General features: G+C 71.4%; 22 protein-coding genes. 11 read left to right on the forward strand and 11 right to left on the reverse strand.

Going from position 1 to position 23,586, the window contains the following annotated elements; genetic code table 11:
* Positions 1-21: 21 nt before the first annotated feature.
* The gene (miaA, locus tag ACIRL2_RS02005; protein ID WP_395869380.1) at positions 22-930 is read right to left on the reverse strand and encodes a tRNA (adenosine(37)-N6)-dimethylallyltransferase MiaA; all 909 of its coding nucleotides are present in this window, start codon (positions 928-930) and stop codon (positions 22-24) included.
* A 233-nt stretch (positions 931-1,163) separates the two neighbouring features.
* Here miaA and ACIRL2_RS02010 point away from each other — a divergent pair, with 233 nt between their 5' ends.
* Positions 1,164-1,655 (forward strand): antitoxin, encoded by a 492-nt coding sequence (locus ACIRL2_RS02010; RefSeq protein WP_402229466.1) that lies wholly within the window; start codon positions 1,164-1,166, stop codon positions 1,653-1,655.
* A gap of 104 nt (positions 1,656-1,759) precedes the next feature.
* Here the strand turns inward: ACIRL2_RS02010 and ACIRL2_RS02015 are convergent, their stop codons facing one another.
* Entirely contained in the window at positions 1,760-2,479 is a 720-nt protein-coding gene (locus ACIRL2_RS02015; RefSeq protein ID WP_395869383.1) for a hypothetical protein, read from the reverse strand.
* A gap of 61 nt (positions 2,480-2,540) precedes the next feature.
* On the opposite strand from ACIRL2_RS02015, the gene ACIRL2_RS02020 reads away from it, so the two are divergent.
* Positions 2,541-3,128, forward strand: coding sequence for a histidine phosphatase family protein (locus tag ACIRL2_RS02020; RefSeq protein ID WP_395869385.1), 588 nt, complete (start codon positions 2,541-2,543; stop codon positions 3,126-3,128).
* Between the two features lie 7 nt (positions 3,129-3,135).
* Here ACIRL2_RS02020 and miaB read toward each other — a convergent pair whose 3' ends face one another.
* Complete coding sequence (gene miaB / locus ACIRL2_RS02025) at positions 3,136-4,614, reverse strand: tRNA (N6-isopentenyl adenosine(37)-C2)-methylthiotransferase MiaB (protein ID WP_402229470.1); 1,479 nt, start codon at positions 4,612-4,614, stop codon at positions 3,136-3,138.
* Between the two features lie 68 nt (positions 4,615-4,682).
* Here miaB and ACIRL2_RS02030 point away from each other — a divergent pair, with 68 nt between their 5' ends.
* Together ACIRL2_RS02030 and ACIRL2_RS02035 are read left to right on the forward strand one after the other, a co-directional pair.
* Positions 4,683-5,684 (forward strand): TAXI family TRAP transporter solute-binding subunit, encoded by a 1,002-nt coding sequence (locus ACIRL2_RS02030; protein ID WP_402229472.1) that lies wholly within the window; start codon positions 4,683-4,685, stop codon positions 5,682-5,684.
* Positions 5,685-5,895: 211 nt separating this feature from the next.
* Positions 5,896-7,812: a bifunctional serine/threonine-protein kinase/glutamate ABC transporter substrate-binding protein gene (locus tag ACIRL2_RS02035; RefSeq protein WP_395869391.1), complete on the forward strand. Its 1,917-nt coding sequence runs from the start codon at positions 5,896-5,898 to the stop codon at positions 7,810-7,812.
* A gap of 30 nt (positions 7,813-7,842) precedes the next feature.
* On the opposite strand, the gene ACIRL2_RS02040 is transcribed toward ACIRL2_RS02035, so the two are convergent.
* Entirely contained in the window at positions 7,843-9,258 is a 1,416-nt protein-coding gene (locus tag ACIRL2_RS02040) for a sensor histidine kinase (RefSeq protein ID WP_395869393.1), read from the reverse strand.
* Between the two features lie 36 nt (positions 9,259-9,294).
* Positions 9,295-9,972, reverse strand: coding sequence for a response regulator transcription factor (locus tag ACIRL2_RS02045; protein WP_395869395.1), 678 nt, complete (start codon positions 9,970-9,972; stop codon positions 9,295-9,297).
* A 226-nt stretch (positions 9,973-10,198) separates the two neighbouring features.
* On the opposite strand from ACIRL2_RS02045, the gene ACIRL2_RS02050 reads away from it, so the two are divergent.
* The 5 genes from ACIRL2_RS02050 to ACIRL2_RS02070 all read left to right on the forward strand — a co-directional run bounded on the left by ACIRL2_RS02050 (position 10,199) and on the right by ACIRL2_RS02070 (position 15,598).
* A complete protein-coding gene (locus ACIRL2_RS02050; protein WP_395869600.1) occupies positions 10,199-10,975 on the forward strand; it encodes an amino acid ABC transporter ATP-binding protein in 777 nt (258 codons plus the stop codon).
* A gap of 136 nt (positions 10,976-11,111) precedes the next feature.
* Positions 11,112-12,062, forward strand: a complete 951-nt coding sequence (locus ACIRL2_RS02055) for a glutamate ABC transporter substrate-binding protein (RefSeq protein WP_395869397.1) — start codon at positions 11,112-11,114, stop codon at positions 12,060-12,062.
* Between the two features lie 147 nt (positions 12,063-12,209).
* A complete protein-coding gene (locus ACIRL2_RS02060) occupies positions 12,210-12,857 on the forward strand; it encodes an amino acid ABC transporter permease (RefSeq protein ID WP_395869399.1) in 648 nt (215 codons plus the stop codon).
* The gene (locus tag ACIRL2_RS02065) at positions 12,854-13,738 is read left to right on the forward strand and encodes an amino acid ABC transporter permease (RefSeq protein WP_395869401.1); all 885 of its coding nucleotides are present in this window, start codon (positions 12,854-12,856) and stop codon (positions 13,736-13,738) included. The genes ACIRL2_RS02060 and ACIRL2_RS02065 overlap by 4 nt, the downstream gene beginning before the upstream one ends.
* A 150-nt stretch (positions 13,739-13,888) precedes the next feature.
* Positions 13,889-15,598: an FAD-dependent monooxygenase gene (locus ACIRL2_RS02070; RefSeq protein ID WP_402229478.1), complete on the forward strand. Its 1,710-nt coding sequence runs from the start codon at positions 13,889-13,891 to the stop codon at positions 15,596-15,598.
* 99 nt (positions 15,599-15,697) lie between these two features.
* Here the strand turns inward: ACIRL2_RS02070 and ACIRL2_RS02075 are convergent, their stop codons facing one another.
* On the reverse strand, positions 15,698-16,912 hold the full coding sequence (locus ACIRL2_RS02075; protein WP_395869405.1) for a hypothetical protein: 1,215 nt from the start codon (positions 16,910-16,912) through the stop codon (positions 15,698-15,700).
* A gap of 171 nt (positions 16,913-17,083) precedes the next feature.
* On the opposite strand from ACIRL2_RS02075, the gene ACIRL2_RS02080 reads away from it, so the two are divergent.
* Positions 17,084-18,046 carry an alpha/beta hydrolase gene (locus tag ACIRL2_RS02080; RefSeq protein WP_395869407.1) on the forward strand — a complete coding sequence of 321 codons (963 nt, stop codon included), beginning with the start codon at positions 17,084-17,086 and terminating at the stop codon, positions 18,044-18,046.
* 217 nt (positions 18,047-18,263) lie between these two features.
* Here ACIRL2_RS02080 and ACIRL2_RS02085 read toward each other — a convergent pair whose 3' ends face one another.
* The 5 genes from ACIRL2_RS02085 to ACIRL2_RS02105 form a co-directional block, all read right to left on the reverse strand.
* The gene (locus ACIRL2_RS02085; RefSeq protein WP_395869409.1) at positions 18,264-18,674 is read right to left on the reverse strand and encodes an STAS domain-containing protein; all 411 of its coding nucleotides are present in this window, start codon (positions 18,672-18,674) and stop codon (positions 18,264-18,266) included.
* 111 nt (positions 18,675-18,785) lie between these two features.
* On the reverse strand, positions 18,786-20,153 hold the full coding sequence (locus ACIRL2_RS02090; protein ID WP_395869411.1) for an L-serine ammonia-lyase: 1,368 nt from the start codon (positions 20,151-20,153) through the stop codon (positions 18,786-18,788).
* 124 nt (positions 20,154-20,277) lie between these two features.
* Positions 20,278-21,231, reverse strand: coding sequence for a recombination regulator RecX (recX, locus tag ACIRL2_RS02095; protein WP_402229481.1), 954 nt, complete (start codon positions 21,229-21,231; stop codon positions 20,278-20,280).
* Between the two features lie 4 nt (positions 21,232-21,235).
* Positions 21,236-22,270, reverse strand: a complete 1,035-nt coding sequence (recA, locus tag ACIRL2_RS02100; RefSeq protein WP_395869415.1) for a recombinase RecA — start codon at positions 22,268-22,270, stop codon at positions 21,236-21,238.
* A gap of 208 nt (positions 22,271-22,478) precedes the next feature.
* Complete coding sequence (locus ACIRL2_RS02105; RefSeq protein WP_395869416.1) at positions 22,479-22,670, reverse strand: hypothetical protein; 192 nt, start codon at positions 22,668-22,670, stop codon at positions 22,479-22,481.
* 236 nt (positions 22,671-22,906) lie between these two features.
* On the opposite strand from ACIRL2_RS02105, the gene ACIRL2_RS02110 reads away from it, so the two are divergent.
* On the forward strand, positions 22,907-23,515 hold the full coding sequence (locus ACIRL2_RS02110) for an NADPH-dependent FMN reductase (protein ID WP_395869418.1): 609 nt from the start codon (positions 22,907-22,909) through the stop codon (positions 23,513-23,515).
* Positions 23,516-23,586 lie beyond the last annotated feature (71 nt).

A 23,586-nucleotide genomic window follows, 5' to 3' on the forward strand; every position in this document is an offset into this window, starting at 1 on the left:
TGGGCCCCACCCGCAACACCCCTACGCGGGTCGGATCACCCGTTCGAGTGCGGCGTCCAGCAGATCGGCCCGAGAGTGCTCCAGCCATTCGATCCGGGGATCGCGCCGGAACCAGGTGTCCTGCCTGCGGGCGAACCGGCGGGTGGTGCGCACGGTGTCCTCGCGGGCCTCCTCGTCGGTGCACTCGCCCGCGAGCAGCCGCAGCACCTGCGCGTAGCCCAGCGCGCGCGACGCGGTCCGGCCCTCGCGCAGACCGGCCCTCTCCAACTCGCGCACCTCCTCGACCAGACCCGCGGCCCACATCCGGTCCACCCGCGTGGTGATCCGCTCGTCCAGCACCGGGCGGGGCACGTCCACCCCGATCTGCACGCTGTCGTAGAACGAGCGGTGGGTGGGCAGCGTGGCGGTGAACGGCCGCCCGGTGAGCTCGATGACCTCCAGCGCGCGCACGATCCGTCGGGCGTTGCCGGGCAGGATCGCGGCGGCGGCGGGCGGATCGGCCGCGGCGAGGCGCTCGTGCAGCGGACCGGGGCCCACCCGTTCGGCCTCGGCCTCCAGCCGGGCCCGGATCGCGGGGTCGGTGCCGGGGAACTCCAGGTCGTCCAGCACCGCGCGCACGTACAGCCCCGAGCCGCCGACCAGGACGGGTGTCCTGCCGCGCGCCAGCAGGTCCTCGACCAGCACCCGCGCGTCGCGCTGGTACTCGGCCACGCTGGCGGAGACGGTCACGTCCCACACGTCGAGCAGGTGGTGCGGGACGCCTTCGCGCTCGGCGACGGACAGTTTGGCGGTGCCGATGTCCATGCCCTTGTAGAGCTGCATGGAATCGGTGTTGATCACCTCCCCGTCCAGCGCACGGGCCAAGGCGACCCCCAGATCGGACTTTCCGGCCGCAGTGGGACCGACGACGGCGATGACACGGGGACTCACCCCCCAAGTCTGCCGGATCACCGCCCCCGGTCGTGCCGGGCGCGGCCCCGGGTCGCCGCCGCCACGCGTGCCGTCGCTCGTTGCGGTACGGCCGCCCGCGTGGTCGTGACCGGCACCGTTCGCTCTCGTTGATCTCCCGCGACCCATGTACTCCGGGCGGCTCGGCGCGACGTCACCCGCGTTGCCGCCGAAATGCACGACAACGACCACAGACATACGGTCTAGGAGAAATTGTGAGTGTTTTCGACTGGTTCAAGCGGCGTCCGAGCACGTCGGAGGAAAGCGGCTCGTGCTGCTCGCACAACGCGGCGGGCACGGACACCGCCACGCTGGTCGAGGACCGGCCCGCGACGCCGGCATCGCCCGCCGCCGAGGCCGAACCGGTCGAGGCGACGGCCACGACGCCCGCTCCCCGGACCCCCGGGGACGCGGCCGGTGAACCGGTCGAGGCGGGCGTATCCGAGGAGGAGCAGGACATGGGTGTCTTCGACAACATCAAGGCCAAGGCCGAGGGTCTGCTGGGTCAGCACGGCGACAAGGCCGACAAGGGCGTCGACAAGGCCGCCGAGATCGCCGATCGAAAGACCGGCGGCAAGCACACCGACAAGATCCAGGGCGCCTCGGGCAAGGCCAAGGAGGCACTGGGCAAGGCCGGCGGCGGCGCGCCCGACGCGACCACCGAGGCGACGCCCGAGAGCCGGCCCCCGGCGGGACCCGGCGCCTGAGTCGCCGGCGGGCGGTGGTCACCGGATCCCGGTGACCACCGCCCGTCGTCGTGTCCGGGCCGCACGGCCGCCGCCGTCGTCGTCGTCGGAGCGCAAGCGCGCGGTCAGGACCAGAGCGCCACGAAGTAGCCGACGCCGTAGGGCGCCTCGGCATGGAGCAGCCGGCCGTGCCGCCCCGGGCCCGCCGCGCCGGCCAGCACCTGGAGCGCGGGCCGACCCGCCACCCACAGTTCCCGTGCGAGGGCCGGGTCCAACTCCGCGAGCGCCACCTGGTCGGCCGCCTCGAGCGCCGCGCCGAGCGCGAGGTCGTACGGCTCGGCGCGCGCGTCGAAGTAGCCGGGGGCCTTCTCGGTCCGGCACGCGGATCCGTCCGCCACCACCAGGAGCGCGACCCGATCGGCGCCCGCGACCAGTTCGGCGCCCCGGGCCGCACAGCGCGCGGGCTCGGCGTCCGCGGCGATCTCCGCGCCGGTCACCGGGCTCGGCGCGGTCCCCGACGCGATCCGCTCGGCGGCCCACGGGGAGCGGCCGAGCAGCCACGCGCCGACGGTCAGCGCGGGCGACAGGCGGGCCGCGGCGCCCGCTCCCAGCGTCACCTCCAGGTCGACCCCGTACCGCGCGAACGAGCCGGTCCCGCCGGCCTCCAGCGTCGCGTCCGCCTCGCCCGCGCCGAGCACGATCAGCCGGTCGGGTGCCGCCTCGGCCAGCGCGGCCAGGGCCTGATCACACGCGGCGCGCAGGCCGTCCAGCTCGGCTACGGCCCCGCGGGCCAGCTCGGGCACGATCATCGGGGGGCACGGGACTACCGCGGCGGCTACGAGCATTCAGGGAGAGTACTAAGCGCTCGCCGCGACGCCTCTCGGAGCGCGTGATGGGATGGATCACATGCCAGAACTGATGTTGGTGCGACACGGTGAGACCGAGTGGAGCAGGTCCGGGCGGCACACGGGGCTGACCGACATCCCGCTGACCCCGGAGGGCGAGGCCCAGGCGAAGGCGGTCGCGGACCTGCTCGCCGGGCACACCTTCTCGCTCGCCCTGACCAGCCCACTCGTCCGGGCCCGACACACCGCGGAACTCGCCGGGATCACCGGCGCGGAGGTCGAGCCGGACCTGGTCGAGTGGGACTACGGCGGCTACGAGGGCATCACCACGAACGAGATCCGCGAGCGTGTGCCGGGCTGGTTCCTGTGGCGGGACGGGGTGCCCCCCGGCGACGCGGAGCACCCGGGCGAGTCGATCGCCGACGTGGGCCGCCGGGTGGACCGGGTGCTGGCGCGGGTGCGTCCGGTGCTCGAGGGCGGCGAGGACGCGGTGCTCGTCGCGCACGGCCACCTGCTCCGCGTGCTCACCGCGCGCTGGCTTGGTCTGCCGCCGCAGGACGGCCGGCTCTTCAAACTGGAGACCGCCCGGCTGTCCACGCTCGGCTACGAGCGCGAACAGCCGGTCCTGCTCGGGTGGAACGTGACCTGAGCGGAGTTCAGTCGCAACAGGCGACCGCGGTCGGTGCGGCCTCGACCGCGGGTGCGCCGATCTGCGGCATGCCGAGCAGTACGCCGGCCTTGGCCGCGGGGGCCGCGTTGCGCCGCTCCCACGCGTCGCCCGCGGGGGTGCGCCGGATCGCCAGGGTCGGCTTCTCCGCGAGCAGGTGGTGCGGCGCGGCGTAGGTGATCTCGACCGAGACCATGTCGCCCGGTCGCACGCCTTCGGCGGGGCGCTCGAAGTGCACGAGGCGGTTGTCCGGGGCCCGCCCGGACAACCGCGCGGTGTCGTGATCCTTGCGCCCCTCGCCCTCGGCGACCAGCACCTCCAGGGTGCGGCCGACCTGGGCGCGGTTCTCCGCCCAGGAGATCTCCTCCTGGAGCGCGAGCAGTCGCTGGTAGCGCTCGGTCACGACCTCCTTGGGCACCTGGCCGTCCATCGTGGCGGCCGGCGTGCCGGGGCGCTTGGAGTACTGGAACGTGAACGCGGCGGCGAACCGGGCCTCGCGCACGGTGTGCAGGGTCTGCTCGAAGTCCTCGTCGGTCTCGCCGGGGAAGCCCACGATGATGTCGGTGGAGATCGCCGCGTCCGGCATCGCCGCGCGCACCCGCTCGATGATCCCGAGGTAGCGGTCCTGCCGGTAGGAGCGGCGCATCGCGCGCAACATCGCGTCCGAGCCGGACTGCAGCGGCATGTGCAACTGGTGCATCACGTTCGGCGTCTCGGCCATCGCCGCGATCACGTCGTCGGTGAAGTCGCGCGGGTGCGGCGAGGTGAAGCGCACCCGCTCCAGGCCCTGGATCCGTCCGCACGAGCGGAGCAGCTTGGAGAACGCCTCGCGGTCGCCCATGTCCGAGCCGTACGCGTTCACGTTCTGGCCGAGCAGGGTGACCTCGATCACGCCCTCGCCGACCAGCGTCTCGATCTCGGCGAGCACGTCGCCGGGGCGGCGGTCCTTCTCCTTGCCGCGCAGCGCGGGCACGATGCAGAACGTGCAGGTGTTGTTGCAGCCCACCGAGATGGCCACCCACGCCGCGTACGCCGACTCGCGTCGGGTGGGCAGCGTGGAGGGGAAGACGTCGAGCGACTCCAGGATCTCGACCTGGGCCTCCTGCTCGATCCGGGCCCGCTCCAGGAGCACCGGCAGCGAGCCCACGTTGTGCGTGCCGAAGACCACGTCCACCCACGGCGCCTTGCGCACGATGGTGTCCCGGTCCTTCTGCGCGAGGCAGCCGCCGACCGCGATCTGCATGCCGGGGCGTTCGGCCTTCGCGGGCGCGAGGTGGCCCAGGTTCCCGTACAGCTTGTTGTCCGCGTTCTCGCGGACGGCGCACGTGTTGAAGACGACCACGTCGGCCAGCTCCCCCTTGGGCGCGCGGACGTAACCCGCGTCCTCCAGCAGACCGGACAGTCGCTCGGAGTCGTGGACGTTCATCTGGCACCCGTAGGTGCGGACCTCATAGCTTCGCGCAGTCATAACACCCGACAGGGTACGGGGTTTGCCTCCTGGCGTGTGTGGGCGTCCGCCATGGCAAACTCGCCGCCGTGCCCTCCTTGTCGTTCCTCCCCGTTTCCGTGCGCGACGCCTGCGCGCGCCGGCCCCGCCTGGTCCGGGCCGGGCTGGCCACGCTCGTGCTGCTGTGCGTGCTCGGGGGCTACGCGGTGCTCTCGACGGACGAGCGGCCGACCCCGGGCGGGCCGGTCTCGTTGGCCACCGGGGTGCCGACCGGGGTGTACCACCGCTACGGCGAACTGTTGCGGCCTCGGCTGTCCGCGGACCTCAAGGTGCGGGTCGCGGTGAACTCCAGCGGGGGGTCGGTGGAGAACCTGCGCCGGGTGGTCGACGGCGTCGACACGTTCGGCATCGCCACCTCGGACGCGGTGGCCGACCTGGGGCCTGCCGAGCGGGACGGGTTGCGCGCGGTGGCCCGGTTGTACGACGACTACGTGCAACTGGTGGTGCCCGCCGATTCGCCGGTGCAGCGGATCACCGACCTGCGCGGGCGCCGGGTGGTGGTCGGGCTGCCCGGATCCGGGGTGGAGTTGATCACCCGCCGGCTGCTGAGCGAGGTGGGCATGAGCGACATGGAGCACGCCATCACGCCGGTCCGGATCGGCATCGGCGAGGCCACCCAACGGTTGCGCGACGGCACGGTGGACGCGTTCTTCTGGTCCGGCGGGCTGCCCACCGGGGCGGTCTCCGACCTGGCCGGGCACTGGTCGGTGCGGCTGGTGCAACTCGGCGACCTCGCGGGCAAACTGCGCGATCGCTATGGGCCGGTGTACCGCGAGGCGGTGGTGCCCGCGGACGCCTATCCCGGTGGCACCGAGACGCCGACCATCGCGGTGCCGAACCTGTTGGTCACCCGGGCGTCGCAGGATTCGGTGCTGATCAGGCGGGTGACCGAGACGGTGATGGAGAACCGGGAGGCGATCGGACGCGAGGTGCACGCCGCGCAGTTGGTCGACCCCCGGACCGCGATCTTCACCGATCCGCTGCCGCTGCACGCCGGCGCCCAGCGCTGGTACCGATCGGTGAAACCCTGATCGGACAGATCGTGATGCCCAGGGCGTCGCGCGAAGCGGTCCCGATGGCACATGCTGGGTTCGTGTCATGGTGTTCGGGACCGACATCTACGCTCTGAGCTTGAAGGCCAGACCGTGCGCGGTCCCCGAACCGACGCTGTGAGCCGACCGGGGGGAAGGCCGCAATCATGGTCAGGGAGGCCCGCTTGCTCGGGAGGAGGGTGCGACCGCGGTGTCCGAGGGGGAGATCGGCCGAATACTGAACAATCGTTACCGCCTGAGCCGCAGTCTCGGCCGAGGCGGTATGGGCGAGGTCTGGCTGGCCGTGGACACCGCCCTCGGCCGCGAGGTCGCGGTCAAGGAACTGCTGCTGCCGAAGTCCCTGGACGCCGGGTCGCAGCGGTCCTGGCTGGAGCGCAGCAAACGCGAGGCGATCGCCGCGGCCCGCATCCGCCACGAGAACGTGGTGACGGTGCACGACGTCTTCGAAGAGGACGGTTTGCCGTGGATCGTCATGGAATTGGTGATTTCGCGCTCACTGGCCGACGTGATCCGCGCGGAGGGTCGACTCGACCACGCCGAGGCGGCCCGGATCGGTCTGGACGTGCTGCGGGCACTGCGGGCCGCGCACGCCAAGGGCGTGCTGCACCGTGACGTGAAGCCGGCGAACGTGCTCCTGGGCATGGACGGCCGGGTGGTGCTCACCGACTTCGGCATCGCCACCTTCGCCGACGCGCCGCAGGTCACCCAGTTCGGCGAACTGCTGGGCACCCCCGGCTATCTCGCGCCCGAGCGCGCGGAGCACTTCGCCCGGGCCCGGCCCAGTGTGCTCACCGACGACGCGTCGAGCGAGCACACACTCGCCGACCATCCGGACGCGCTGGATCCGGCGTCCGACCTGTGGTCGCTGGGCGCGACGCTGTACGAGATGGTCGAGGGTCTCGCGCCGTTTCGTCGGGCCTCTCCCGTGGAGGTCGTGGACGCGGTGGTCAACGCGCCGCCCGCGCCGCCCCGGCACGCGGGTCCGCTGGAGCCGGTGATCATGGGCCTGTTGCGCAAGGACCCGACCCGACGCCTGGACGCCAAGGAGACCGACGCGCTGCTGACCCGGGTCGTGCAGGACTCGGTACCGGTGACCTGGGGCGGCGACCCGCTGCCCCGGCGCGCGGTCGAGGAGTGGGACGAGGGCACCGAGGCGACCTACGCGGGCGGGCCGCCGACCGACGAACCGGCCCCGCGCCGCCTCGGCCGCGCCCGGTGGTGGCGGCGCACCCGGATCGCGCTGCCCGCCGCGCTGGCCTTCCTGCTGGTCGCGGTGGGCGCGTCCTGGCTCGCGGTGGAGAACAACCGGGCCGAGGGCGGCACCCACGCGCCCGACCCGTTCGCCGATCTGCGCGAGAAATCGCCCACCTACCGGGCGATGGAGGCCCGGGGGCGGATCATCGTCGGGGTCAAGCCGGACCAGCCGGGGTGGAGCGTGCGCACCGGCGATCAGGCGTATCAGGGCTTCGACGACGACGTCGCCCGGATGATCGCGGACGACCTCGGGTTCAAGGACCGCGTCACGTTCATGGACGTGGAGACGCAGAACCGCGAGTACCGGATCACCAGCGGGCAGGTCGACCTGGTCGTGGCCAGTTACACGATCAACGCGGCCCGGTCGCAGAAGGTCTCGTTCGCCGGGCCGTACTTCATCGCGGGCCAGGACTTCCTGGTCCGCACGGACGAGCCGGGCGTCGACGGTCCCGAGGACCTCGCGGACAGCGCGGTGTGCGTGGTGCGCGAGTCGACGTCGGCCGTCCGCATCCGCAGCGAGTTCCCGACCATGAAGGTCCAGGAGCGCGGCAAGTACTCCGAGTGCGTGGACGAGTTGCTGGCCAAGAACGTGCGCGGGGTCAGCACCGACGACGCGATCCTGTCCGGTTTCGTCGCCCAGCACCCGGGCACGCTGCGCATCCTGGGCCGGCCGTTCTCGGACGAGCCGTACGGCGTGGGGCTGAGCAAGGGCGACGTCGCACTCGCGGAGGCGGTGTGCGGGGCGCTGAACCGGCACATCGCCAACGGTGACTGGCAACGCGCCTACGACGTGCGGCTGCGTCCGCTGGGCCTGCCGCAGCCGCGCGCGCCGCAGTGCCGGGTGGCCGAATAGCGCGGGTGTGTCGGCCGCGGCCGGCGGCGCTCAGTCGGCCCTGGGCACGATCAGCGTGACGGTCAGCCCTCCGCCCTCGCGCGCGGCGAAGTCGATCGTGCCGCCGCTCGCGCCCAGCAGCGTGCGGGCGATCGACAGGCCCAGGCCCGAGCCGTCCACGTTCTGGTGCCGCGGGCTGCGCCAGAACCGGTCGCCCACCCGGCGCAGTTCCTCGAAGGTCAGTCCCGGACCGCGGTCGCTGACCCGGATTTCCACGCGACTGCCCACCGCCGAGCACGCGACGGTGATCGTGGTGTCCTCGGGCGCGAACTTGAGCGCGTTGTCCAGGATGGCGTCCAGCGCGCTGCCCAGGGTGACCGGGTCCACGTTGCCGGTCAGCGCGAGCGGGCCCTCCTGCTCGAACCGACGACCGCGCGAACGGGCCAGCGTCTGCCACGCGTCGACCCGCTCGTGCACCAGGGCCGCGACGTCCACGGCCCGGGCGGACGGGCGCGCGTTCTCGGCCAGCGCCAACTCCAGCAGTTCGTCCAGGACGTGGGTGAGCCGGCGGCCCTCGTCGCGCACCCCGTCCAGCGTCTCGCCGTGGCCGGGCGGCAGCGACAGGCCCAGTTCCTCGATCCGCAGCAGCAGCGCGGACAACGGGTTGCGCAGTTGGTGCGAGGCGTCCGCGGCGAACGCCCGCTGCTGGTCCACGACCGTCTCCACGTGGTCCGCCATTTCGTTGAACGACCTTGCCAGGCGCCGGAGTTCGGGTGGTCCCTGGGCGCCGGCCACGCGGGCCCCGAGCCGGCCGGTGGCGATCTCGTGGGTCACCGAGTCGAGCACCCGGACCGGGCGCAGCACCCATCCGGTGAGTCGGGTCGCCAGCAGCAGCGCGGCGAGCACCGCGACCACCTCTCCGGCGAACAGAATCAGCCACACCCGCTGGATCTTCGAGCGCATCCGACCGGTCGGCGAGTCGGTGAGCACGACCGCGACCACGTCGCCCCGGTGGATCACCGGGACCGCGACCACGATGCGATCGCGCTGCCAGGGCCACACCTGTCCGGGGTCGTCGCTGCGTCGCCCGGCCAGCGCCTCGGTGAACGCGGGCGAGCGCGGGTCGATCCGAAATCCCGGACGTGACACGGCGATCGGCTGACCGCGCCGGTCGAACGCGCCCACCCGGATGCCGTAGACGGCCTCGTAGCGCTCCAATTCGGAGCGCAGCATGTCCAGGTCGGCGGCGTCCGGACCGGGCCGCGCCCCGCCGTCGGTCTGCGCGCGCACGGTGTCGGAGACCACGGTCAACTGGGTGTCCGAAACGAAGCGGGTGAGATCGTCCACCCGGTCCCGGATCAGCTCCTGCTGATGGGCGGACGCGCGGGAGATCGCCAACGGGATGCCGAGCGCGATCAGCACTGCGGTCATCAGGGCGAGGAGCAACGCGAGCAGGCGGGTGCGCACAGGAACCGGTGACGATCCTTCGGGAAGCCGGTGGGATCAGGCTTCGGGGACGACACGGTAGCCCACGCCGCGCACCGTCTCGACGATCGCGGGATTGCCGAGCTTGGACCGCAGCGACGCGACGTGCACTTCCAGGGTGCGGTTGTTGCCCGCCCAGCTCGTGTGCCAGACCTCGCTGATGATCTGCTCGCGCCGGAACACCACGCCCGGGCGCTGGGCCAGCAGCGCGAGTAGGTCGAACTCCTTGCGGGTGAGCACCACGTCGATGCCGCCGACGGTGACCCGCCGGGTGGCCGGGTCCAGTTCGATGCCGCCGGGCCCCTTGGCGGCCGGAGCACTCTCCGCGGCCGGCGCGTCACTGCGCGTGCGTCTGCTCACCGCGTGTATTCGGGCCAGCAGTTCGCCGATGTCGTAGGGCTTGGTGACGTAGTCGTCGGCACCCAGGTTCAGGCCGTGTATCCGGGACCGGATGTCCGCACGCGCGGTGACCATGATCACCGGGACGTCGCACAGCCGCCGGATCCGGCTGCACACCTCGAATCCGTCGTGGTCGGGCAACGACAGATCGAGCAGCACCACGTCGGGGACGTCGTCGATCGCGGCGAGGGCTTCCTCGCCGGTGGTGGCGTGCCGCACGGTGAAGCCGTGCCGACCCAGGACCGCGCGTAGCGGCGCGGCGACACGCAGATCATCCTCGACGAGCAGGAGGCGCACGTGGTTCCTCACATCTGACGGTCCGTTACCGACTCTTGACCTCAAGACAAGCTCAAGTGCACTGACTCGGGGGGTGCTGCCTGCCCTAGTGTCACGCACCACCCGGCGTCGCCGGGAGACTCTCGAACCCACCTGCCACCCGGTCGCGCAAAAAGATACGGGACGACTCTGGACGGAGCCCGCCATCGTGACGACGGATGCCTCTGACATCGCACCGAAGCCGCCGGTGCTCGCCAAGAGCGACACCACCAAGGACGCCCACCCCGGCGAGCCCCTCGTCGTGTTGGAGAACGTCAACAAGCACTTCGGCGCCCTGCACGTGTTGCAGGACATCGACCTGACGATCCACAAGGGCGAGGTCGTCGTCGTCATCGGCCCGTCCGGATCGGGCAAGTCGACTCTGTGCCGCACGATCAACCGCCTCGAGGCGATCGACGGCGGCCGGATCACCATCGACGGGAACCTGCTCCCGCAGGAGGGCCGCGAACTCGCCCGGCTGCGCTCGGACGTCGGCATGGTGTTCCAGTCGTTCAACCTGTTCGCGCACAAGACGGTGCTACAGAACGTGACGCTCGGTCCACTCAAGGTGCGCCGGGAGAAGGCCGACGTGGTCACCCGTCGGGCGCACGAACTGCTGGACCGGGTCGGCGTGGGCAGTCAGGCGGACAAGTACCCGGCGCAACTCTCCGGTGGTCAGCAGCAGCGCGTCGCGATCGCCCGCGCGCTGGCCATGGAGCCCAAGGTGATGCTCTTCGACGAGCCCACCTCGGCGCTCGACCCGGAGATGATCAACGAGGTCCTCGAGGTCATGCGCGACCTGGCCCGCGAGGGCATGACGATGGTCGTGGTGACCCACGAGATGGGCTTCGCGCGCTCCGCCGCGAACCGGGTGATCTTCATGGCGGACGGCCGCATCGTCGAGGAGAACACGCCCGAGGAGTTCTTCAGCAACCCGCGCAGCGACCGTGCTCGGGACTTCCTCTCCAAGATCCTGCATCACTGAGTCCGTCCCGCCTCCCCGAGTCGCATCGGGCGCCTTCGGCGCGCCCGGTCCGATCGGCGGCACGACTCGCGCTTCGCCCCACGAGTTTCTGTTGTCCTCAGGCCTGTTTCGCCTCATTCACGCAAGGACGTTGATCATGAAGATGCGCTCATCCGTGGCCGTCGCCGGCATCGCCGTGCTCGCCCTGTTCGGTACCGCGTGCGGCAAGGACGGTTCGCCGGAGGCCAAGACGCCGGGCGGCACCACCGGTGGTTCGCAGGGCGCGCCCGGCGCTCCCGGAGCCTCCAAGCCCGAGCTGCCCACCTACACGCCCAAGACGGACGTCGCGCTCACCGGCTCGAAGACCTTCGACAACGCCAAGAAGCGCGGCAAGCTGGTCGTCGGCGCCAAGGAGGACCAGCCCTTCCTCGGCTCCAAGGACCCGGCCACCGGCAAGTACTCCGGCTTCGACATCGAGATCGCCAAGATGATCGCGGCCGACCTGGGCTTCGGCCCGGACAAGATCGAGTTCAAGGCCATCGCGTCGACCAACCGTGAGAACGCGCTGGTCAACGGTGACATCGACTACTACGTCGGCACCTACAGCATCACCGACAAGCGCAAGGAGCAGGTGTCCTTCGCCGGTCCGTACTACATCGCCGGCCAGTCCCTCCTGGTCCGCAAGAACGAGACCGCGATCACCGGCAAGGACACCATCAAGGGCAAGACGGTGTGCTCCGCGAAGGGCTCCACGCCGCTGCAGAACCTGCAGACCAAGTTCCCCGACACCACCACCCGGGTGTTCGACACGTACTCGCTGTGTGTCGAGAGCCTGCTGTCGAACCAGGTCGACGCGGTCTCCACGGACGACGCGATCCTCAAGGGCTACGCGGCCAAGGACCCGGGCGCGCTCAAGGTGGTCGGTGAGCCGTTCACCACCGAGAACTACGGCGTCGGCCTGAACAAGGACGACGCGGTGTTCCGCAACGCGGTCAGCGACGCCATCGAGGCACACGAGAAGAGCGGCGACTGGAAGAAGGCGTACGACGCCACGCTCGGCCTGTCCGGCTCCGCCGCCCCGGCCATTCCGGCGCTCGTCCGCTACTGACCGTCGATCGTCGCGCGCCGACCGGTCCCGGCTCCCCCGGGACCGGTCGGCGCACGACCCCTCCCGCTCCCCGCCGCACGTGACCGGGGGAACGGGCCGTCACCCCACCCCTGAACCCACGATCACGGAGAGGAGGGCTCGATCACGATGCTCGAGGTGATCCAGGACAACTGGGATCTCTTGCGGCACGGCTTCGTCGGGACGCTCAAGCTGACCGTCGTCTGTGGGATCGTGTCGCTTCTGCTCGGCACGCTGATAGCCGCGTGTCGGGTCTCGCCGGTGCCCCCGCTGCGCTGGTTCGGCGCCGCCTACGTCAATCTCTTCCGCAACACCCCCCTGACGCTGATCTTCTTCGCCGTCGCGCTCGGCTTCCCCAAGCTGCGCTTCAACCTCTCCTTCTTCCAGTTCGCGGTCATCGCGCTGAGCACGTACACCGCCGCCTTCATCTGCGAGGCGATCCGCTCGGGCATCAACACCGTCCCGATCGGTCAGGCCGAGGCCGCCCGCAGCCTGGGCATGTCCTTCACCCAGACGCTGAGCCAGATCGTGCTGCCGCAGGCCGGTCGGGCGGCGGTCCCGCCGATCGGCAGCCTGCTGATCGCGATGGTCCGCAACTCGGCCATCGCCAGCGCCTTCAACGTCACCGAACTCATGGGCACCCAGGCGCAGATGGTGGAGAACGGCTACAAGTCGCTGTGGGTCCTGCTGTGGATCGCGGTCGGCTATCTGATCATCACCTTGACCATGAGCGCGCTCCTCGCCGCGCTCGAGAAGAAGCTGGCGGTGGTCCGATGAGCCGCGAAGCGAGTGTGCTGTTCGACGTACCGGGCCCCAAGGCGCGCCGGCGCAACCTGATCATCGGCGTGCTCGGCAGCGTGGCTCTGCTCGCGTTCATGGTCTTCGTGGTCGTGCGGTTCGAGGACACCGGCCAGTTCGAGGCGGCCAAGTGGGACCCGTTCCAGTACACGGGTGTCCAGCAGTTCATCTTCGACGGCCTCAAGGCGACCCTGAAGGCGTTCGCGCTGGCCGCGGTGTTCTCGATCGTGCTCGGTGCCTTCCTGGCCGCCGGCCGGCTCTCCGATCACAAGATCGTGCGCTGGGCCTCGACCACGTTCGTCACCTTCTTCCGCGCCATGCCGCTGCTGGTGCTGATCTTCATGCTCTACCTCGTCCCGGGCAGCCAGGGCTGGTGGAAGTGGGATCCGATGTGGCCGCTGGTGGTCGGCCTGACCATCTACAACGGCACCGTGCAGGCGGAGAACATCCGCGCGGGCATCCTCGCCGTGCCCAAGGGCCAGAGCGAGGCGGCCTACGCGCTGGGCATGCGCAAGACCCAGGTGATGACGATGATCCTGGTCCCGCAGGGCATCCGCACCATGCTCCCGACGATCATCAGCCAGGTCGTGGTGACCCTCAAGGACACCTCGCTCGGCTTCCTGATCACCTACCCGGAACTGCTCGCGGCGGCCAAGCTGATCGGTGGCTACCAGGACTACCACATGCCGTTCATCCCGGTCACGATCATCGTCGGCACGATCTACGTCGCGATGTGCATGCTCCTGTCGGCGTTCGCCACGTGGCTCGAGCGCAGGCTGCGCACCTCGCGCAAGGGCAAGCCGCCGGCCGTCGCCACGCCGGCGCCGGGCGAGTTGTCCCGCGACGCGGTGGCCGTCTGACCCTGCCGGACGCACCGTCCCACCCCCGCACCACCGACCGACGCCCCGCGGTGAACGCCACCCGCGGGGCGTCGCTTTGTCGTCGAAGGGCCCCGGTGCCGGATGATGGGCGACGAGTACGACACGTCTTGCAACACTTGGGGGGCCACGATGGCGGGCAACGCTCCGCGCGCGGACTCGGTGATCATCGCGGGTGCCGGGCCCGCCGGTTTGGCGGCCGCCCTGGCACTGGCCGGGCGCGGGGTGCGCTCGGTCGTGGTGGACTCCGGCAACGGCACACCGCGGGCGGGCTCGCGCGCGTGCGCGCTCGACGGCGCGACGTTGGCCTTCGTCTACGACCTGACCGGCACCCGGCTCGACGGCGCCGCCGAGCCGTGGGGCGTGCAGCGGATCCGCCGACGCAGCCGCGACGTCCCGCAGCCGGTCGACGAGCCGGAGGCCCCGGTTCGCTACGGGCTTTCCCAACAGCGCCTGGAACGCGCCCTGTTGGACGCCGTGCACGCGAGCCCACTGGTGACCACCGCGTGGCGGCATCGGATCGAGGGGGTCGAACAGGACGAAACCTCGGTCACCCTGCTCGCCCGCGGCCCCGGCGGCCCGGTCAAGTGGCGCGCGCAGTGGCTGGTCGCCTGCGACGGTGCGCGCTCGGTGGTCCGGCGCGCGGTGAACGTGCGCTTCCCCGGCCGCCCGCGGGTGGACCGCATGTTGTGCGCGGACGTGAAGGTACGGCTGCCGCGCCGGATCACCGCGACCTCGCTGGTCCCGCCGGACCCCTCGCTCGCCGACGAGCCGCCGACGCCGGACACCAGCGGGCCGGCCACCCCGTGGTTGTTCGTGGACCCGCCCTTCCACCGCGGCGGCACGGTCCTGGCCCAGCCGCTGCCGGACGACGTATGGCGACTGACCTGGCAACTCCCGATGGCCCACGGGGTGGCCAAGGCCGCCGAGGAGACCCGGGTGATCCAGGTCGTCGGCGACCTGGCCGACCCCAAGCGGGTCTCCGCGCGGGTGCGTTCGGTGTTGCGCACGCTGGACGCGCTCTCCCCCGACTCCGACGGGGCCGAGGATCCCGCGCACGACCTGCTGTGGAGCGGCGAGTACGAGGTGCACCAGCGGCTCGCCCGCCGCTTCCGGGTCGGCCGGGTGCTGCTCGCCGGGGACGCCGCGCACCTGGTCCACCCGTCCGCCGCGGACGCGGTCGAACTCGGCCTCCAGGACGTCCGCAACCTGGCCTGGAAGCTGGCCTTCACGCTGCGCGGATACGCCCCGATCCGGCTGCTGGAGACCTACCACGGCGAGCGCCGGGGGGCCGCCAGGCGACGGCTGGCGCTCGGCGAGGACGCGCTGCACTTCCTCGCGCCGGTGAGTCCGGCGCAGAAGATGGGCCGCCGGCTGACCCTGATGGGCGCACGCGGCAAGGGCACCACGTTGCGCCGGCTCGACCCGCGCGGTCCGGCCGCGAGCACGTCGGGCCCCGACTACACCGGCTCGCCGCTGCTCACCCCCGGCCCCGGGGTCGGCGAATGCATCCGGGACGTACCCGTGGTCCGCGCGGACGGCGCCGACGGGTGGCTGACCGAGTGTCTGGACCGAGGACTGGTCGTGCTGTTGATCGCCCCCGGCATAGAGGTGTGGCACGGCGACCGCTGGCGCGAGGCGGGCCTGATGCCGCGGCTGCGCGCGCGCCTGGACAAGCTCGCCGCACCGGCGGAGTTGGTGGTCACCCCGGAGTACCCGGGCGCCGGCGCGCACACGATCCTGCTGATCCGGCCGGACGGCTACCTCGCGGCGCACCTGCCCCCCGAGCACCTGGACATCCTCGAGGAGACCATCGACCGCGCCCGCGGCGCGGGGCACTGACGCGGCGGCCGGACCCGCCTCGTCCGCGAACGCCGCACGGGCGACCATCGATCGGCCCGTGCGGCGTTCGAGGACGGCGGCCCGCGACCCGGGCCCGGATCAGATCCCGTAGTGCCACGTGGTGAGCATGTACGCGCCGTACCACATGCCGAACAGACACATCCCGACGAGCACCAATGCCGCCGTACGCGTGCGGGCACGCGCCAGCACCGTCGCGAGCGGGACGAAGAACAGCAGCGTGGGGATCATCAGCCGCAGCTTCGAGTGGTAGTAGTTGCTCTGGCACAGCGTCATCACCAGTATCGACAGGCCGTACACCGCCAGCGGCGGCCAGATCCGTCGGTTCAGCGCGACCAGCGAGCCGACCACGGCCGCGATGATCAGCACCGCCGTACTGACCGCTATCCACTGGTCGCCGTTGCGCAGTGTGTCGGTCAGGAAGTGCCAGAGCGCCTCGCCGTTGTCCCACCTGGTGCCCCAGCCGGCGTCCTGGATGGTGAACCACGCGTCGGTCTCACCGAGCCGGGTGCCCACCCACAGCAGGTACATCGGCATGCCCAGACACGCGATCACACACGCCGCGATCGGCGGATACAGGAGCCGCCGGTGTTGCCACATCTCCAACAGCGCGGCCACCCCCAGCGCGGCGATCGCCGCGATGCCGGCCGGTCGGGTGACGCTGGTCAGGCACGCGAGCAGGCCCGCGGTCATCCAGGCCCGTCGGTGCGCCGCGAGCAGCGTGCCCACCGCGAGCGCCAGGAACAGCGTCTCGCTGTAGGCCATCGAGAAGACCACGCCCATCGGCTGCGCGCCGCCCACGAGCACCGTCATCACCAGCGCCGCGCGCCGGTCGTACAGGCGCTGCATGAACACGTACAGCACGCACAGCGCGACGGCGGTCGCGAGGTGTCCGGCGATCAGGCCGGCCGTCTCGTAGTCGGTGCCGGTCAGGTAGTGCACGATCCGGACCAGGCCCGGATACAGCGGGAAGAACGCGAGGGTGTTGCCGGTGAGGTCGCCCTCGGGGGTGTACGTGAAGCTGTCCGGGTAGCCGTGCGCGGCGACGTCCACGTACCAGTGCGCGTCCCACTGCAACAGTCGGTCGCGGAGGCTCGGACCGCCCGCCGGGATCATCCACGAGAGCACCAGCAGCTGGAGCACGGCGGTGCCCGCGTATACCGCCAACGGCGGCCACAGCAGCCGGATGCCGCGCTCCGCGACCGACAGGGCCCCCGACGAGTTCTCGTCGGGGGTGCCCCGGCCCGAAGTCGAAGGCGGCGCGCCCGGTATCCGGGGCTCGTCGATGACGGTCAACACGTACTCCTCAGTGGGTTCCGGTTATTCAACGCCGAGGGCAACTGACACGGTTGACGCCCTTCGCGCGTTTTCTGTGTGGCCTATGTCACGCGTTCGACTTCTGACGCCCTGTCAACTCCGGGCGCGAAGTTCTACTGTGCTGCTTCGTAGTCCGTTCGGAGGAGTCGCATGCCCGTCGCACCGCAGATCCAGCCGATTCTCGACGCTGTCGCCGCCGCGCCGCCCCTTCCGGCCGACCTGCCCCTGGCGGAGCGTCGTGCCGCGTCGAACAAAGCTCTCGAGTCGTCCATCCTCGCGTTCGTCGAGCCCGCGCCGGAAGGTGTGACGACGCGGGATGTGAACATCACGGTGAAGGAGCCCGAACCGGGCAAGATCACCGCCCGCGTGTACACGCCGGCCGGCGCCGCCCCCAGGGGCGGTCGTCCAGGCTACGTGTACCTGCACGACGGCACGTGGTGGCACGGCTCGGTGGACGGCTCCGACGCGCACTGCGCACACATCGCCGCCGAGAGCGGCGCCGTGGTGATCTCGGTCGAGTATCGCCTGGCACCCGAGTTCAAGTTCCCGTGGCCCCTGGAAGACGTGTACGCCGCGTGGATCTGGGTCCAGGAGCGCGCCTTCCAGCTCGGCGTCAACCCGGACAAGGTCGCCATCGGCGGCGCGGGCGCGGGCGGCAACCTGGCCGCGGCCTGCGCGATCATGCTGCGCGATCGCCGCCAGCCGACCCCGCTCGCCCAGGTGCTGGACGCCCCGATCCTGGACCTGACCCTGTCCGGGGCCTCCGTGCAGGAGAACGGCGAGGGCCTGCTGCTCACCCGCGAGGCGCTCGAGGAGGCGATCCGGCTCTACCTGACCAGCCCGCGCAGCGAGCGCACCGACCCGCTCGCCTCACCGCTGCTCGCCGAAGACCTCGCCGGGCTGCCCACCGCGCTGGTGCTCACCGGCGAGTACGACCCGCTGCGGGACGAGGGCGAGGCCTACGCGAAGCAACTGGAGGCGGCCGGCGTCGCGGTCGAGGCCAAGCGCTGGGACGGTTTCGTGCACGGCGCGGGCGAACTCACGGCGTTGTTGCCCGAGGCGCGCGAGTACCGCTCGACGATCGCGCGGTTCCTCGAGCGCACGCTGGCCTGATCGGGCGGGGCCGCCTCACTCCGCCCCGCCCCGGACATGCGGCGGCCGTCCCGTCGGGCTTGCGCTCGACGGGACGGCCACAGGTCCACGGCCTTCGGGCGACAGCAGAAACATCCGGCGCGCGGACACTCCAAGTGTGGCGTGCATGATCGAATCCGGCCACCCCTCGGCCTCATTTTGATCATGAATCTCGCCGTTTTTGACCGGCTGGGCGGGCCTACTCGTGCCCGGCCGGGCTGTCCTGTGCCTCGATCGCCTCTCGCACGGTGTCGTGCACGGCCACCATCAGGGTGAAGCCGGTCAGCCGCAGCACCCGCGCGACCGCCCGGGTCGGCGCGATGAGCTGCAACGAACCGCCCGCCTCGCGGGCCCGCCGCTCGGCCCGGACCAGGATCCGCAGGCCGAACGAGTCGATGAACGCCACCGAGGACAGATCGAGCAGCAGCCGGGTCAGCCCGGCCGACACCTGTCGGCTCAGCGCGTCGTCGAGTACCGGACCGCTGTCCATGTCGATCTCGCCGTGCACGGTCACCAATGTGTGACCGGCTCCGACCGTCGACACCTGCACCAGAAGGGGACCACTCGCATCGTTCACGGGCGCATGCCTACCCTTCGTTCCCGGGAGCACACCTCATGTGTCCCGTGGGGATCGGCAACACGCGGGCGTCGCGCGCGTCACCCGCGCGGCGGCCCGAACCGGTCCCCGCGCAGCCGACCGGACGGCGCTCGAGCACCCCGCTCAGCACTCGATGATGTTGACGGCGAGGCCGCCGCGTGAGGTCTCCTTGTACTTGACCTTCATGTCCGCGCCGGTCTCCTTCATGGTCTTGATCACCTTGTCCAGCGAGACGTGGTGCCGACCGTCGCCGCGCAGAGCCATTCGGGCGGCGGTGACCGCCTTGACGCCGGCCATGCCGTTGCGCTCGATGCACGGGATCTGCACCAGGCCGCCGACCGGGTCGCAGGTGAGCCCGAGGTTGTGCTCCATCCCGATCTCGGCGGCGTTCTCCACCTGCTCGGGGGTGCCGCCCAGGACCTCGGCCAGGCCGCCGGCGGCCATCGCGCACGCCGAGCCCACCTCGCCCTGGCAACCGACCTCGGCGCCGGAGATCGACGCGTTCTCCTTGAACAGCATGCCGATCGCGCCCGCGGCGAGCAGGTAGCGGACGATGCCTTCCTCGTCCGCGCCCGGGACGGTCGCCACGTAGTGGTGCAGGACGGCCGGGATGATCCCGGCGGCGCCGTTGGTGGGCGCGGTGACCACCCGGCCGCCGGCCGCGTTCTCCTCGTTGACCGCCATCGCCCACAGGGTGACCCACTCCATCGCGTGCGTGGGTCGGTCCCCCTCGGCGCGCAGCGTGCGGGCGGTCCGCGAGGCACGGCGGCGCACCTTGAGCCCGCCCGGCAGGATGCCCTCGGTGGCCAGTCCGCGCTCGACGCACGCGCGCATCACCTGCCAGATCTCCAGCAGTTCGGCGCGGATCTCCGCCTCGGTGCGCCATGCCTTCTCGTTCTCCAGCATCAGCGCGGACACCGAGAGCCCGGTCTCCCGGGTCAGCCGCAACAGTTCGTCGCCGGTGCGGAAGGGGTAGCGCAGCACGGTGTCGTCGGGCTTGACCCGATCCGCGCCGACCGCGTCCTCGTCCACCACGAAGCCGCCGCCCACCGAGTAGTAGGTCTTGGTGAGCAACTCGGTGCCGTCCGCGTCGCGCGCCCACGCGGTCATCCCGTTCGCGTGGTACGGCAGCGTCTTGCGTCGGTGCAGCACCAGGTCCCGGTCGCCGTCGAAGGCGATGTCGTGCACACCGAGCAGCCGCAACATCCCCGATTCGCGGATGCGCGCCAGCTCCGGCTCCACCTCCTCCGGATCGACGGTGCGCGGCGAGTAGCCCTCCAGGCCGAGCAGCACCGCGCGCGGGGTGCCGTGGCCGTGGCCGGTCGCGCCCAGGGAGCCGTACAGCTCGACCCGGACGGAGGCGACCCGATCCAGGACACCCTCGCTCTTGAGCCGCTGCGCGAACATCCGCGCGGCGCGCATGGGACCCACCGTGTGGGAGCTCGACGGGCCGATCCCGATCGAGAACATGTCGAACACACTGATCGCCAAGGCGGATGGCCCTTCAAGCGGACGGCAGGGACGTGTGCGCGCCGAGGGACGCGCTTGTGGCGGTCCGACGGCTCGGACAACGCTCCCCAGGCTAGGTCACCGACCGGCGCCGCGGGGGCCCGGATCAGACCGGTCCGTCCCAGGCTCGCCACGGGGTCTCGTCGCTGTCGCCGGCTTCGTCGGTCTCGGCCTCGTGCGCCAGCGCGTCCCGGACCACTCGCAGGGCCAAGCCCTCGCCGTATCCCTTGCGCGCGAGCATGCCCGCCAACCTGCGGATGCGCTTGTCCCGGTCCAGGCCGCGCGTGCCCGGCAACCGGCGGGCCACCAGGGCCCGGGCGGTCTCCAATTCCTGTTCCGGATCGAGTCGGGCGACCGCCTCGTCCACCACGACCGCGTCCACACCGCGTTGCCGCAGTTCCCTGGCCAGGGCACGGCGGGCCAGGCCCTTGCCCGTGTGCCTGGTGTCGACCCACGCGCCCGCGAAGGCGGTGTCGTCGATCAGTCCCACGTCGGTGAATCGGCCCAGTACGTATTCGGCGACCTCGTCGGGCACCTCCCGACGGCGCAGCGCGTCCGCCAACTGGGCCCTGGTGCGGGCGCGCCCGGTCAACAGGCGCAGGCAGATCGCCCGCGCGGTGGCCTCCGGATCGGCGAGCGGTTCGGGCGCGGCATCGGCCCCCTCCGCGCCGTCGATGCCCTCGTCGTCCGCGTCCCGACGGGCCCGGCCCCGAGTCCCGGCCCGCTCCCGCCTGTCCCGTTTGCCGCGCTTGGCCCGACCGTCCTCGGACCGCCGACCGGCGGCCCGCTCGTACGTCCTCGAGGCGGCGGCCCCCGAGCCGTCGTCCTCCGGGTCGTACTCCCGCGCGTCGCGCTCCCCGAGCTCGCGTCGCGTCGGGCCGGCTGGGCGCGCGGCACCTCCCTCGGCACCACCACGCGCGGCTCGACCCCCCGTCGCGGCACGTGCCGTGACGGCCGCCAACGCGGCCCGCAGTTCGGCGGCGTCGATCGGCGGGGAGACGGGTCCGTCCTCGGATCCGTCCCCCCACGTGTTCGACCACTCGCCGGCAGGGCGACCCACGGGCTCAGCCCTCCTCGGGTTCCGCTTCCGCCGGCACGTCGACCCGCGGGCCGACCCCCAGCTTCTCCTTGATCTTCTTCTCGATCTCGTCGGAGAGGTCGGGGTTGTCCTTGAGGAACTTCCGCGCGTTCTCCTTGCCCTGACCGAGCTGGTCGCCCTCGTACGTGTACCAGGCGCCGGACTTGCGCACGAAGCCGTGCTCGACGCCCATGTCGATCAGGCCACCCTCGCGGCTGATCCCGACGCCGTAGAGGATGTCGAACTCGGCCTGCTTGAACGGCGAGGCCAACTTGTTCTTGACCACCTTGACCCGGGTGCGGTTGCCGACCGCCTCGGTGCCGTCCTTGAGCGTCTCGATCCGCCGGATGTCCAGTCGCACCGACGCGTAGAACTTCAGCGCCCGGCCACCGGTCGTGGTCTCCGGCGAGCCGAACATCACGCCGATCTTCTCGCGGAGCTGGTTGATGAACAGCGCGGTGGTGTTCGTCTGGTTGAGCGCACCGGTGATCTTGCGGAGCGCCTGGCTCATCAGTCGGGCCTGGAGGCCGACGTGCGAGTCGCCCATCTCGCCCTCGATCTCGGCGCGCGGCACGAGCGCCGCCACCGAGTCGATGACGATGATGTCGACCGCGCCGGAGCGCGTCAGCATGTCGACGATCTCCAGTGCCTGCTCGCCGGTGTCCGGCTGCGACACCAGCAGGGCGTCGGTGTCGACGCCGAGCTTCTTCGCGTACTCGGGGTCGAGCGCGTGCTCGGCGTCGACGATCGCCGCGATGCCACCGGCCCGCTGCACGCTCGCGATGGCGTGCAGCGCGAGGCTCGTCTTGCCGGAGCCTTCCGGGCCGTAGACCTCGACGACGCGGCCCCGCGGGAGGCCACCGATGCCCAGTGCCACGTCGAGCGAGATCGAGCCGGTGGGAATGACCTCGATCGGTGCGCGCGCCTCGTCGCCGAGACGCATCACCGAACCCTTCCCGAACTGCCGTTCAATTTGGGCGAGGGCGTTCTCCAACGCCTTCTCGCGATCCTGTCCTGCCATGCCTGCCGCCTTGCCGGTCTGTGGTGTTCGCTTCACACCTTGAACGCTAACCCGTCGCACCGACACGGAGGCACGACCGGCGTACGCCTGTGGACAACGTCGGGTCGAAGGTTAGCCCGAACCTTTGTTCGAATTCGATGCCGACACACCACCGGAAGCCGGCATCCACCCATACGGGGGACGGGCACCGGGCCCGTCGACCGCCGGATCAGCCCTGCGCCGCGAGTTCACGCGAACGGCGCACCCGGTGCCGGCGCAGGTAGTAGAAGGCGATGTTCCCGTCCAGCGCGGCGAGCAGCACGAACGGGACGCCGAGCCAACTGCCGCCGACGAAGGCCACCACGGCGGCGGCGAGCGCCAGGACGCACACGATCACGGCGAGGACGACGATGCGGGGCATGACGGGGGCTCCAGACGGGCGCGGGCGAGGAACGGGTCGCGGGCGGTACGGGCGCGACGCGCTTCCATTGTCGCCCCCGCCGACCCGGCCGCCGGCACCGGCCGGCGGCGCCCCCGGGGCGCCGAGCCGGGCCCGCGGCACGCCCGCTGACCAGCGAAAGTTGAGCCGACAACAAACCCGGAGTAGTTTGTTAAGCGTTCAACCACTTCCGCCTCGCCGTCTCCACGGAGGAACCCATGACCCGCATCCTCGCCATCTCGGGCTCGCTGCGCGCCGAGTCGTTCAACACCGCGCTCGTGCACGCCCTGCAGCCGTTCGCGCCCGAGGGCATGCAGATCGAGGTGTACAAGGGTCTGGACGAACTCCCGCACTTCAACCAGGACCTGGAGGCCAACCCGCCGGCGTCCGTGGTGCGCCTGCGCGAGGCGATCGCCGAGGCGGACGGCCTGATCATCACCACCCCCGAGTACAACCGCAGCCTGCCCGGCGTCCTCAAGAACGCGCTGGACTGGGCCTCGCGTCCGTACGCGCGGGGCGTGCTGGCCGGCAAGTCGATCGTCGCGATGTCCGCCTCGCCGGGCGTCCAGGGCGGCATCCGCGCGCTGATCCAGCTCAAGACGCTGCTCCGGGACCTGAACAACTTCGTCGTCTCCGGCCCGGAGATCTCCGTCCCCGAGGTGCACACCCGGCTCGGCGTCGAGGCCGACGTACAGCACGTGCTGACCGACCCGGCGACCGCCGGCATGGTCACCCACGTATTGGCCGGCCTGCAGGACGCGATCGACAACAACGCCGGCGAGCTGGTCGCCCGCCCGCTGGGCGCCTGGGCCGCGTCGCTGGCCTGACCCCGGGCGGCACCGGCGAGGCGAAACGGCGTGAGGCCCCGCACATCCGACGATGTGCGGGGCCTCACGCC

It is taken from the genome of Embleya sp. NPDC127516 (genome assembly GCF_044765325.1).
Taxonomy (GTDB): Bacteria; Actinomycetota; Actinomycetes; order Streptomycetales; family Streptomycetaceae; genus Embleya.

Bases quoted from the DNA above. Each gene is read 5' to 3' on its own strand.
- ACIRL2_RS02015 (WP_395869383.1), bottom strand. From the start codon at position 2,479: ATGCTCGTAGCCGCCGCGGTAGTCCCGTGCCCCCCGATGATCGTGCCC.
- ACIRL2_RS02020 (WP_395869385.1), top strand. From the start codon at position 2,541: ATGCCAGAACTGATGTTGGTGCGACACGGTGAGACCGAGTGGAGCAGG.
- miaB (WP_402229470.1), bottom strand. From the start codon at position 4,614: ATGACTGCGCGAAGCTATGAGGTCCGCACCTACGGGTGCCAGATGAAC.
- ACIRL2_RS02055 (WP_395869397.1), top strand. From the start codon at position 11,112: ATGAAGATGCGCTCATCCGTGGCCGTCGCCGGCATCGCCGTGCTCGCC.
- ACIRL2_RS02060 (WP_395869399.1), top strand. From the start codon at position 12,210: ATGCTCGAGGTGATCCAGGACAACTGGGATCTCTTGCGGCACGGCTTC.
- ACIRL2_RS02065 (WP_395869401.1), top strand. From the start codon at position 12,854: ATGAGCCGCGAAGCGAGTGTGCTGTTCGACGTACCGGGCCCCAAGGCG.
- ACIRL2_RS02070 (WP_402229478.1), top strand. From the start codon at position 13,889: ATGGCGGGCAACGCTCCGCGCGCGGACTCGGTGATCATCGCGGGTGCC.
- ACIRL2_RS02080 (WP_395869407.1), top strand. From the start codon at position 17,084: ATGCCCGTCGCACCGCAGATCCAGCCGATTCTCGACGCTGTCGCCGCC.
- recA (WP_395869415.1), bottom strand. From the start codon at position 22,270: ATGGCAGGACAGGATCGCGAGAAGGCGTTGGAGAACGCCCTCGCCCAA.
- ACIRL2_RS02105 (WP_395869416.1), bottom strand. From the start codon at position 22,670: ATGCCCCGCATCGTCGTCCTCGCCGTGATCGTGTGCGTCCTGGCGCTC.
- ACIRL2_RS02110 (WP_395869418.1), top strand. From the start codon at position 22,907: ATGACCCGCATCCTCGCCATCTCGGGCTCGCTGCGCGCCGAGTCGTTC.